The organism is Streptomyces amritsarensis, assembly GCF_001953875.1.
GTDB lineage: Bacteria > Actinomycetota > Actinomycetes > Streptomycetales > Streptomycetaceae > Streptomyces > Streptomyces amritsarensis.
In genome coordinates, this window is sequence record NZ_MQUR01000089.1 from 1 (window position 1) to 11,571 (window position 11,571).

9 protein-coding genes are annotated in these 11,571 nt (G+C 74.1%); 7 read left to right on the forward strand and 2 right to left on the reverse strand.

Translation table 11 applies throughout. From position 1 onward, the window contains the following. The 6 genes from AVW11_RS28520 to AVW11_RS28545 form a co-directional block, all read left to right on the forward strand. Positions 1-2,188: alpha-N-acetylglucosaminidase TIM-barrel domain-containing protein (locus AVW11_RS28520; RefSeq protein ID WP_107423349.1), on the forward strand; the 2,188-nt coding region annotated here is incomplete at its 5' end. Positions 2,189-2,424: 236 nt separating this feature from the next. After that, entirely contained in the window at positions 2,425-2,793 is a 369-nt protein-coding gene (locus AVW11_RS28525) for a hypothetical protein (RefSeq protein WP_206281933.1), read from the forward strand. Then, the gene (locus tag AVW11_RS28530) at positions 2,786-3,820 is read left to right on the forward strand and encodes a polyprenyl synthetase family protein (RefSeq protein ID WP_030839893.1); all 1,035 of its coding nucleotides are present in this window, start codon (positions 2,786-2,788) and stop codon (positions 3,818-3,820) included. The genes AVW11_RS28525 and AVW11_RS28530 overlap by 8 nt, the downstream gene beginning before the upstream one ends. A 59-nt stretch (positions 3,821-3,879) precedes the next feature. Continuing rightward, the gene (locus AVW11_RS28535) at positions 3,880-5,067 is read left to right on the forward strand and encodes an oxygenase MpaB family protein (protein WP_060179262.1); all 1,188 of its coding nucleotides are present in this window, start codon (positions 3,880-3,882) and stop codon (positions 5,065-5,067) included. A gap of 59 nt (positions 5,068-5,126) precedes the next feature. After that, on the forward strand, positions 5,127-6,716 hold the full coding sequence (locus AVW11_RS28540) for a molybdopterin-dependent oxidoreductase (protein WP_076046447.1): 1,590 nt from the start codon (positions 5,127-5,129) through the stop codon (positions 6,714-6,716). Positions 6,717-7,014: 298 nt separating this feature from the next. Then, positions 7,015-8,193 carry a serine hydrolase domain-containing protein gene (locus AVW11_RS28545; RefSeq protein WP_060179260.1) on the forward strand — a complete coding sequence of 393 codons (1,179 nt, stop codon included), beginning with the start codon at positions 7,015-7,017 and terminating at the stop codon, positions 8,191-8,193. 50 nt (positions 8,194-8,243) lie between these two features. On the opposite strand, the gene AVW11_RS28550 is transcribed toward AVW11_RS28545, so the two are convergent. Further along, positions 8,244-9,521, reverse strand: a complete 1,278-nt coding sequence (locus AVW11_RS28550; protein WP_240528293.1) for a cytochrome P450 family protein — start codon at positions 9,519-9,521, stop codon at positions 8,244-8,246. 224 nt (positions 9,522-9,745) lie between these two features. Between AVW11_RS28550 and AVW11_RS28555 the strand changes: the two genes are divergently transcribed. After that, a complete protein-coding gene (locus AVW11_RS28555; protein WP_060179258.1) occupies positions 9,746-10,672 on the forward strand; it encodes an SDR family oxidoreductase in 927 nt (308 codons plus the stop codon). Between the two features lie 35 nt (positions 10,673-10,707). On the opposite strand, the gene AVW11_RS28560 is transcribed toward AVW11_RS28555, so the two are convergent. Continuing rightward, a complete protein-coding gene (locus AVW11_RS28560; protein ID WP_076046448.1) occupies positions 10,708-11,469 on the reverse strand; it encodes a TetR/AcrR family transcriptional regulator in 762 nt (253 codons plus the stop codon). Positions 11,470-11,571 lie beyond the last annotated feature (102 nt).

Genomic DNA, 11,571 nt, shown 5'->3' on the forward strand with positions numbered 1-11,571 from the left:
CGCGGCGGGGGTGCCCGCACCCTCCGCCGTACGGCCCCTGGAACGGACGTCCGCGGACAGCGGCGCACCCCGCGCCGCGACCTTCGACACCGCGCCCGCGCGGGCCGCCCTGCAGCGGCTGCTCCCGCGGCACGCCCGGCAGTTCACCCTGGTGCCCGAACCGGCCGCCGGAGCCGACACCTTCACCGTCTCCGGGACCGCCGGCGCGATCACCGTGCGCGGCAACACGGGAGCCACCCTGCTCACGGGCGTCGGCTGGTACCTCCAGCACGTCGCCGGGGCCGACATCGGCTGGCCCGGCGACAGCCTCGGCATGCTGCCGGCCCGGCTGCCGGCCGTTGCGGCACCGGTCACCCGCAGCGCACAGGTCCCGCACCGGTACGCCCTCAACGACACCGACGACGGGTACTCGGGCCCGTACCGCACCTTCGAGGAACACCAGCGGCAGGTCGACCTGCTCGCCCTGCACGGCATCAACGAGGTGTTCGTGCAGGTCGGCGCGGAGTACCCGTACTACCGGGCGCTCCAGCGGTTCGGGTACTCCGCCGAGGAGCTGCGGCAGTGGATCCCCGGCCCCGGCCACCAGAGCTGGTGGCTGCTGCAGAACCTGAGCGGCTTCGGCGGCCCGGTCTCCGAGCGGCTGATGCGCCGACGCGCGGAGCTCGGCGGCCGGATCGCGGAGCAGTTGCGCGGGCTCGGCATGACCCCGGTGCTGCCCGGCTACTTCGGCACCGTGCCGCCCGGCTTCGCCGCCCGCAACGCCGGCGCGGCCACGGTCGCGCAGGGCGACTGGGCGGGCTTCGACCGCCCGGACTGGCTGGATCCCACCTCCCCGGTCTTCGCGAAGCTGGCCGCCGCCTACTACGCGGAGCAGCGCGCGGTGTTCGGGGACAGCGCGATGTACCGGATGAGCCCGCTGCACGAGGGCGGCCGGACCGGCTCGGTCGACGTCAGGGCGGCGGCGGGCGCAGTCCAGAAGGCCCTGCACGCCGCCCACCCCGGTGCCCTGTGGGCCGTACTGGGCTGGCAGGACGATCCGACCGCGGAGCTGCTGGCCGGGGTGGACACCTCCAAGCTGCTGATCCTGGACGGGCTGTCGGACCGGTACAACCGGCTGGACCGCGAGAAGCGCTGGGGCGGCGCCCCGTACGCGATGGGCACCATCTACAACTTCGGCGGGCACACCACGATCGGCGCCAACACCTCGGTGTGGCTGGAACGCTTCGGCCCCTGGCGTGCCAAGAGCAACAGCGCGCTGACCGGCATCGCCTACCTGCCGGAGGCCACCGGCACCAACCCGGCGGCCTTCGACCTGTTCACCGACCTCGCCTGGGATTCCGGGCCGGTCGACCAGCGTGCGTGGTTCGCCGGTTTCGCGGCCCGCCGCTACGGCCGGCCCGACGCCGAGGCCGCCGCCGCCTGGGAGGAGCTCCGCAAGGGCCCGTACAGCACCTCCTCGGGGCTGTGGTCGGAGTCGCAGGACAGCCTGTTCAGCGCCCGGCCGAGCCTGTCGGCGGCGGCGGCCGCGTACTGGAGCCCCAAGTCGATGCGCTATCCGGCCGGTTCGGTGCGCCGGGCCCTGGACCACCTCCTGAGGGTGGACCCGGCGCTGCGCGGCTCCAGCGCCTACCGCTTCGACCTCGTGGACACCGCCCGGCAGGCCCTGGCCAACCACTCGCGGGTCCTGCTGCCGCAGATCAAGGCGGCCCACGACGCCAAGGACCTGACCCGCTTCCGCGCCCTGACGGCCGAATGGCTGCACGGGATGCGGCTGTTGGACCAGGTGACCGGAGCCGACCCGAACCTCCTGCTGGGGACGTGGCTCTCCCGGGCCCGCTCCTGGGGCGCCGACCGGGCCGAGCAGGACCGGTACGAATACGACGCCCGCACGCTGCTGAGCGTGTGGGGCCGGCGCAGCACGAGCGAGGGCGGCTTCCTGCACGACTACGCGAACCGCGAATGGAGCGGCCTGATCTCGGAGTTGTACGCCCCTCGCTGGGCGGCCCACTTCGCCGCACTGGACGAGGCGCTGGTCACCGGGGCCGCACCGCGGGAGATCGACTGGCACGCCTTCGAGGAGGAGTGGGCCGGGAAGACCACCCGGCATCCGGACCGGCCGAGCGGTGACCCGTACCGGCTGGCCGCGGCGGTCGCGGCGGCCCTCCCGCCGGCGGCGGCCACGGGCTGACCAGGGCACGGCCTACACCACCTGGAGCGGAGATGATCGCCCGATTCCGGGATGATCACCCGCCAGGAGGAAACTCGGCGCTCGTGCGGGGGAGATGGCGGGCTGCGGTTCGCCGCGCGGGGACGGCAGTCGGTTGACTGTCCGGGAGAAGAACCAAGGGGCGGCCACCGGAGCGATCCGGTGGCCGCCCCTTGCCGATGCCACGAGGCGCGACGCGACCAGGAGAACACCCGAGCATGTCCCAGACCGAACACGACCAGTCCGCGTACCGGCGGGAACAGGAGCGGCAGCACCAGGAGCGGCAGCACCAGGAGCGGCCGGCGGGCGCCGGTTCCGCCACCGCGTCCCTGGAACTGCTGACGCTGCTCGCCGCGGGGGTGGCCGACCTGGCCCTCGACCAGCTGCGGCAGACCGCCGACCGCGCACAGGACGCACTGCGCCGCGCCGACCTGCGCGAACTGCTCACCGACGGGGTGGTGGAGCTGCGCAAGCGCGGCGAACTGGCCACCCGCCGGGCGGGCATGGGAAACGAGAACTACCTGGAGACCATGGCCCGCCGCGCCGCGGAGCAGACCGCCACCGCCGAGGGCCGCCCCTGTGCATGACCACACCGGCTTCAAGGAGCGCATCGACGAGGTGCTGGTCCGGCTGGCCGACGACGAGGAGCGGGCCCTGCTCGGCCTGCACGCCGAACTCACGCCGCTGTCGGAGCAGTTGCGCCGCTCACTGGCGCAGGGCAAGCGCATCCGGGCCGCATTCCTGTACTGGGGGTGGCGGGCGGCGGGCCAGCCGGACTGCGAGGGGGTGATCCGGGCGGCGGCCGCCATGGAGCTCGTCCACGCGGCGGCCTGCACCCACGACGACATCATCGACGACAGCCGGATGCGGCACGGGCAGCTCACCGCGCACGCCGCCTTCGCCGCCAACGGGCAGCGCTCCACCGCCCTCGCGATGATCCTCGGCGACCTGCTGATGGGGTACGCCGGGCACGTCTTCACCTCCTGCGGGCTGCCCGGCGCGTACCTGGCCCGGACCGTCCCCCTCTGGTCCACGCTGCTCCGCGAGACGATGGCGGGCGAGTTCCTGGAGGTGCTGCGCACCGAGGCGGGAGGGGACCGGCAACCGCTGGTGGCGGAGTCCCTGGAGGTCGCCCGTTTCAAGACGGCCAAGTACACGGTGGAGCGGCCCCTGCACCTCGGCGCCACCCTGGGCGGCGGCTCCACCGCCCTGCTGGAGGCCTTCTCGGGCTACGGCCTCCCGCTCGGCGAGGCCTTCCAGCTGCGCGACGACCTGCTGGGGACGTTCGGGGACCCCGCACGGACCGGCAAGTCGAACCTGGACGACCTGCGGGACGCCAAACCCACGGCCCTGCTCGCCCTGACCGTGGCGGCGGCCCGACCCGACGACCGCCGGCTGCTCGCGAAGCTGGTCGGCAACCCGGAGCTGGGCGAGGAAGAGGCAGCGTCGGTGCGCGAGCTGATGGAGCGGTGCGGGGCCAGACAGCGGGTGGAGGACATGATCCGCGAGCGCATCGGCCGGGCCCAGGCCGCGCTGGACCTCGCCGCGATGCCCGCGGAGGCCCGGTCCGCCCTGTGCGGGCTGGCCGCGACCGCAGCCGACCGCTCCCTGTAACCCCCGGCGCACCCCTCCCCGCAGCCACGCACCCGCAGAAGACGACAAGGACGACCGACGTGAACGCCAACGCCCCCCAGAGCGCCCCGGCGCGCCCCCGTTACGACCACGCCGCCCTCGACGCCCTGAGCACGCAGGGCGATCCGCTCGCCGACGAGACCGTCGCCGAGATGTTCCGCCGCAAGGAGGTCGGCGACCTCAACACCCTCATGCGGTTCTTCACCACCGCCGGCGACAAGCTCCCCGAGCAGCTCCCGCAGTCCGCGCGCGCCTACTTCGAGGCGACCGCCATGCCCCCGACCTGGGTGGACTGGGACGTGATGGAGCAGGCCAGGCTGTTCTTCATGGACAACGCGGCCCACATCAACACCGGCCTGTCCTTCGCGGCCATGCCCGCGACCTACGCCATCCCCCGGCTCTCGCGGCTGCTGGCCTCGACGCACTCCATGGCGTACCCCTCGCGCCGGATGGCCAACACCGGGCAGTTCGTCACCTACCTGATGCAGACCAACTCCTTCGCCGAGGGCAGCAAGTTCATCCCCGCCGCGCAGAAGGTGCGGCTGCTGCACGCGGCGGTCCGCCACCACCTGCGCCACGGCGGCCACTGGGACGTCGAGAAGGACGGCGTGCCCATCTGCCAGGAGGACATGATCGGGGGGCAGATCTGCTTCTCGCTGCTGGTCCTCGACGCCATGCACCGGCTCGGCATCCACATGAGCGAGGACGGCGCCGAGGCCTACTTCTACGCCTGGCGGGTCGTCGGCGCCATGCTGGGCTGTGACATGTCGGCGGTGCCGCAGACCCTCACCGAGGCCCGCGACTACTGCGACCTCTACCTCCTGCGCAACCTCGGCCCCTCGCCCGAGGGGGTGCGCCTCAACGCCCAGCTGATGCGCATGTACGAGGACGTGGTCCCGGGCACCCTCTTCGACCCGATGGTCCCCGCCACCGTCCGGTTCCTCGTCGGCGACACCATCGGCGACTGGCTGGAGATCCCGCGCACCGCCTGGGACACCGCGGCCAAGGCGGTGCCGGTGTTCCTCGGGCTGCTGGAGACCATCGAGGACAGCAGCCCGTACGCGGAGTGGGCGCTCGACAAGGCCGGCTCGCTGCTCTCCGGCTTCGAGCTGGCCTCCCTGACCCGGGGCAGGGTGATGCACCACGCCATCCCCGCGGAGCTGAAGGACGACTACGGGGTGAAGGCGCCGCGCACCGGGCGCTGGGTGCCGCCGGCGCCCGTGCACTGACGGGCCCGCTCCCCCGTGGCGGCGGCGCGCCGTGCCGGTGCCGGGGGCAGACTGGCGGTGTGAGGGCAGACCGAAGCGGCTCCCGCCGGCCGCGGCGAGCGGTGGGCGCCGCCTGCGGCGCCGTCGCCGCGTTCGCCGGACTCGCCGTGGCGGAGCTGGTCGCGGCGGCGGTCCGGCCCGAGGCCTCCCCGGTGACCGCCGTCGGCGGGGCCGCCGTCGACCTGACGCCGACGGCCGTCCGGGAGTGGGCCATCGCCGTGTTCGGCACCGCCGACAAGGCGGTGCTGACGCTCGGCATCGTCGCCGTCCTCGCCGCGGTCGCGGCCGGCGCCGGGCTGCTCGCCCTGCGCAGTCCGCCCGCCGGGAGCGCGGTCGCGGGAGGTTTCGGGCTGCTGGGGGCGGCGGCGGCGCTCAGCCGTCCGGAGGCCGCCTGGCAGGACGCCCTGCCGTCGCTCGCCGGCGGCCTGACGGCGGCCGTCGTGCTGTGGCTGCTGGTCACGGCGGCCACCCGGCCCCGGCCGGCGGGGGCGCCGGCCGGCGGCGCCTGGGCGATGGACCGGCGCGGCTTCGGCCGGCTGGTCGTCGGTGTCCTGGCGCTGTCGTCCGCGGCCGGTATCGCCGGACGGCGCCTGGGCGCCCACGGCTCCGCCGGGGCGACCGCCTCCAGGGCCCGCCTCGTCCTGCCCCCGCCCGCCGTGCCCGCCCCGCCGGTGCCGGCCGGCGCGGACCTGCGGGTGCCCGGGCTCGGACCGTTCCTGACCCCCGCCCGCGACTTCTACCGGGTGGACACCGCGCTGGTCGTGCCCCGCGTGGACGCCGACACCTGGCGGCTGCGCATCCACGGCGAGGGGGTCTCGCGGCCGGTCACCCTCGGCCTGCGGGAGCTGCTCGCCCGTCCCCTGGTCGAGCACGACGTCACCCTCACCTGCGTGTCGAACGAGGTCGGGGGCCCGTACGCGGGCAACGCCCGCTGGCTCGGCGTGCGCCTCGCGGACCTGCTCCGCGAAGCCGGGGTGCGGCCCCCGTCCCGGGGCGGCCCGGCCGACCAGCTCGTGGCCCGGTCCGTCGACGGAATGACGCTGGGCACGCCCGTCGAGACGGTCATGGACGGGCGGGCCGCACTGCTGGCCGTGGGGATGAACGGCGCGCCGCTGCCCTTCGCGCACGGCTTCCCCGTGCGGATGGTCGTACCGGGCCTGTACGGGTACGTCTCCGCCTGCAAATGGCTGAGCGAGCTGCGGCTGACCACCTTCGCCGCGTACGACGCGTACTGGGTGCGCAGGTCCTGGGCGCAGCAGGCCCCGGTGAAGACCCAGTCGAGGATCGACACCCCGCGCCCGTACGCGGCCCTGCGGGCGGGCCGGGTGGCGGTGGCGGGCGTGGCCTGGGCGCAGCACCGGGGGATCCGCCGGGTGGAGGTACGGGTGGACGGCGGCCCCTGGCAGGAGGCCCGGCTCGGGGCGGCGGACGGCGTGGACACGTGGCGGCAGTGGGTGTGGACGTGGGAGGCGACGGCCGGGCTGCACACGCTGGAGGTCCGGGCGGTGGACGGGACGGGCGCCGTGCAGACCGGGGTCCGCGCCGGGACCGTGCCGGACGGGGCGACCGGTTGGCACGCGGTGGAGGTCCGCGTCCGGGATCTCGGCTGACCCTGCGCTCCTGCTCCTGCTTCTGCTCCTGCTTCTGCTTCTGCTTCTGCTCCTGGCGGGCGGCCCGGAGGCGCTGTCGGCGGCGTCACCCGTGGAGTGCCTCCCGCATGCGACGGCTGGGGCCGCCGGTTAGCCTGCCGGGACCAGGCCTGCGATCGCTTGGGCGTGGCTCTCTCTCCGGTCCTGTCGGTCGAAGCCCGTGGCGTCCGCGGTGCCGGGAGCACGGGCCCGGCAGGATCCGGAGGGCCCCCGCCCCGGGCGGGGGCCCTTGGCCTTCGACCCGCAAGGGAGGCACGCCGTGCGACGCTACCGGACCTTCACCGCCGCCTGTCTGGGCAGCCTGCTGCTGGGCGCTTCACTGGCGGGCGGCTGGACGGCCGTCCGCTCCGGGAGCGCCGCCGCGCCGTGCCCCTCCGGCCAGGTCTCCCGGGGCGGGACCTGCCTGCCGGACGACACGGAGGAGTTCGTCGCGCGGCAGGTCGCGGACGCGCTGAAGACGTACCGGCTCACGGCGGCGATGGCCGGGGTGTGGGTCGGCGGCGAGCGGGTTTCGGCCGCCGCGGCCGGGGAGACGATGACGGGCTTCCCCGCGACGACGGACATGCGGTTCCGCATCGGATCGGTCGCGATCCCGCTGATGACGACCGAGCTGCTCAGACTGGTCGACGCGGGCAGGCTCACGCTCGACGACAAGCTCTCCCGCTGGCGCCCGGACCTCCCGCACGCGGACGAGATCACGCTGAAGATGCTGGCGTCCGCGTCCTCCGGGTACGCGGACTACGTCACCGACAAGGCCTTCATCGCCGCCCTCTACAAGAATCCGTTCCGGCACTGGACCGGGGAGGAACTGGTGCGGATCGCGATGTCCCGGCCCATGGCCCGGCCGCCCGGTTCGGGCTTCGCCTACTCGCACGCCAACTGGGTGCTCCTGGGCGACATCATCGCCAGGGTCGAACGACGGCCCCTCGGCGAGGTGATGCGCGAGAACGTCCTGGAACCGATGGGACTGACCCGGACCGACATCTCCTCCAGGGCCGAGATCCCCGCGCCGGTGCTGCACGGCTTCGACAACGAGCGGGGCGTGTTCGAGGACTCCACCTACTGGGACCCCTCGTGGACGGTGGCGGAGGGGGCGGTGATGACCTCGACGCTCGAAGACATGGCGAAGTCCTTCGCGGCCATCGGCGAGGGGAAGCTGCTGACCCCCGAGTCGAGCAGGCTCCAGGTCACGCCCGTCGTGAAGATCAAGGGGAACGCCTGGTTCGCCCTGGGTCTGCCGGTGGAGAACACCTGGATCGTCCAGAACCCGTCGTTCGCGGGCTACGCCGGCACGGTCGCCTACCTGCCGTCCCGGAAGCTGGCCATCGCGACGGTGGCGACGCAGGGCCTCGGCAGCACCGTACAGAACGCCAGCTCCAACGTCCTCCAGGCGATCGCCGCCCACCTGGCCCCGGAGCGCCCCCTCACCCTGGGCTGACCGGCGAACCTGCTGCCCGCCGGGACCGGGTCGCGGCGGGCGGCGGGAGGTCAGCGGCGGTGCAGGCGGACCGGGAGCGTCTCGACGCTGTTGCCGATGAAGCTGCGCTGGTGCGGGAGTTCGGCGTCGGGGGTGGCGAGGTCGAGGTCGGGGAAGCGGGTGAACAGCCGCTCCAGGGCGGTGGTGGCCTCCAGGCGGGCGAGCGGGGCGCCCACGCAGTAGTGCGCGCCGTGCCCGAAGGAGAGGCTGCGGGCTGCCGTGGGGCGGGTGATGTCGAAGCGGTCGGCGTCCGGGCCGTGGAAGTCCTCGTCGCGGCCGGCCGCGGTGTAGCCGGCGAGGACCGGGGTGCCCCGCGGGATGACGGTGCCGCCCACGGTCAGGTCGCTCACGGGGTAGCGGAAGGGGAACCAGCTGACGGGGCCGTCCCAGCGCAGCGTCTCGTCCACGACGTCCGACCAGGTCGCCTTGCCCTCCAGGACGAGGGAGAGCTGGTCGCGGTGCGTGCACAGGGCGCGGACGGCGTTGCTGATGAGGTTGAGGGTGGTTTCGTGGCCCGCGACGAGCATCAGCCGCATGCTGCCGATGAGTTCGGCCTCGCTGAGCCGGTCGCCGTCGTCCTCCCGGGCGGCGATCAGGGCGCTGGTCAGGTCGTCGCCCGGGTCCGCCCGGCGGGTCGCGGCGATCGTGCCCATGAGCTCGACGAGCTCGCGTACGGCGGCCATCGCCTCGGCCGGGGCGGTGTCGGTCGCGATGATCACCTTGTGGGACAGGTGGTGCAGGCGTCCCCGGTGCTCCGGGTCCACCCCGAGGAGTTCGCAGATGACGCTCATCGGCAGCGGGAGCGCGAAGTGTTCGCGCAGGTCGGCGACTCCCTCGGGGGAGGCGGCCGCGGCCCGGTCCAGGTCGTCGAGGAGTTCGGCGGTGAGTTCCTCGACGCGCGGGCGCAGGCGTTCCGCCCGGCGGGCCGTGAAGGCCCGGCCGACCAGCGCGCGGAGCCGGCGGTGGTCGTCCTCGTCGGCGGTATGCATGCCCTGGGCGTTCGCGAAGGCCCGCAGGGGCCAGTCGCGGGGGATGCTGCCGTCGTGCAGGGCGGTGAAGTGCCGTGCGTCCTTGGCCGCTTCGGGGTGGGCGAGGAACTCCTTCAGCGCGTCGTGTCCCAGCACGACCGCTCCGGAAACACCGCCGGGGAGCACGACCCGCGCGACCGCGCCGTGCTCGGCGCGCAGCCGGGCGTTGAGGGCGTGGGGGCAGCCGCCGGCGGGATCGATCACGTACGGGGTGTCCGGGCCGGGCAGGGTCTGCGGGACGGGTGCGGTGTGCGACGACAAGCCGGTTCTCCTGACCTGGTGGACGAGGCTCGGTCAACAGTGCGGCCAGGACGCCTGGTTGGACAAGGCCGCAGCCGATGCCGGCGGCCGGGATGCGCACGACCGGACTGGCGGTGCTCCAGACGGCGCCGACCCGGTGCCGGGGGGGGCGGTCTGCCGCTGTGCCTGCCTGCGATCTCCGTGTTGGGCGGCTCCGGGCGGGCGGCCCGTCGTAGGGTCGTGGCATGACTCTCGAAGGTACCGAAGGCCTCGAAGGCAGGGTGGCGCTCGTCGCGGGGGCGACGCGTGGCGCGGGCCGGGGCATCGCGGTCGAACTGGGCGCTCGGGGCGCGACCGTGTACGTCTCGGGGCGCAGCAGCCGGGGGCGGCGTTCGGAGTACGACCGGCCCGAGACGATCGAGGAGACCGCCGAGCTGGTCACCGCGGCGGGCGGGCGCGGGATCGCGGTCGTCGCCGACCATCTGGTGCCGGACGAGGTGGAGGCGCTGGTCCGGCGGATCGACACCGAACAGGGCCGCCTCGACGTGCTGGTCAACGACATCTGGGGCGGGGAGCTGCTCTTCGAGTGGGACAGCACGGTGTGGGAGCACGATCTGGACAAGGGGCTGCGGCTGTTGCGGCTGGCGGTCGAGACGCACGCCATCACCAGCCACTTCGCGGTGCCGTTGCTGCTGCGCGAGCCGGGCGGTCTGGTGGTGGAGGTGACGGACGGCACCGCCGACTACAACGCCTCCCACTACCGGGTCTCCTTCTTCTACGACATCGCCAAGTCCTCGGTGCTGCGCATGGCGTTCGCGCTCGGGCACGAGCTGGGCCCGCGCGGGGCGACGGCGGTGGCCCTGACGCCGGGCTGGCTGCGCTCGGAGATGATGCTCGACGCCTACGGCGTGACGGAGGAGACCTGGCGTGACGCCCTGGCCGAGGTCCCGCACTTCGCGATCTCCGAGACCCCCGCGTACGTGGGCCGCGCGGTCGCGGCCCTCGCCGCGGACCCCGAGGTCTCCCGCTGGAACGGCCAGTCCCTCTCCAGCGGGCGGCTGGCACAGGTCTACGGCTTCACGGACCTGGACGGCAGCCGCCCGGACGCCTGGCGCTACCTGGTCGAGGTACAGGACCCCGGCCGCCCGGCGGACACCACCGGCTACCGCTAGCGGCATCGGGCCCGGTGGCGGCCCGCCCGCCTCCGCTACGGGGCCGGGCGGGAGGCGAGGCGGTGGGTGAGGCCGTCCAGGACGCATCGGAGGCCGAAGGCCCAGATCGTCCCGGGGTGGTAGCCGCCGACCGCGGCGCCGACCCGGCCGGCGAGCGGGTAGCGGTCGGGGTCCAGGGCGCGTTCCAGCAGCGGGGCACTGACGGCCCACCAGTCCTCCTGGCTCCGGCGGCGGTTGTGGTCGGCGTCGTCGGCCGCGGCCAGCGCGTTGGCGTGGACGAAGCCGAGCAGGTGCGTCAGGGCGGCGTCCATCTCGGTGTCGGTGAGCCCGATCCCCTCGAAGGCGGCCAGCTCGTACTCGTACTTCCCGATCACCCCGGGACCCAGCGGGGGCCGGGTGACGGCCAGGTCTGCGATCCAGGGGTGGCGGAGCATCAGGTCCCGGTTGTCCTCGGCGATCCGGGCCACGCGGACCTGCCAGGGCTCCTGCCGATCCGCGGGCCGGCGTTCCATGTGGAGGTAGGCGTCGTCGAGCATCAGGTCGAGCAGCTCGGCCTTGCCGGGGACGTAGGTGTAGACGGTCATCGGCGTCACGCCGAGCCGCTGGGCCAGGGCCCGCATGGTCAGCGCGGCGAGCCCCTCCTCGTCGGCGAGCGCGGTCGCGGCGCGGACGACGGCGTCCACGCTGAGGCCCTGCCGCGGGCCGCGCCGGCCCGGCTGCGCCGGCTGTCCGGGCTCGCGCCACAGCAGCTCCAGCGTGCGCACGGGGTCTCCGGCCCCGCTGCGGTCCTTCACCATGTCCGGCCTCCGAGCATGCGCCATCAATTCACTACACCGTATAGAGTACAACGTATAGAGTAACGCGCAGTGAGTAAGCCGAGACGCCGCACCTCGAGGAGT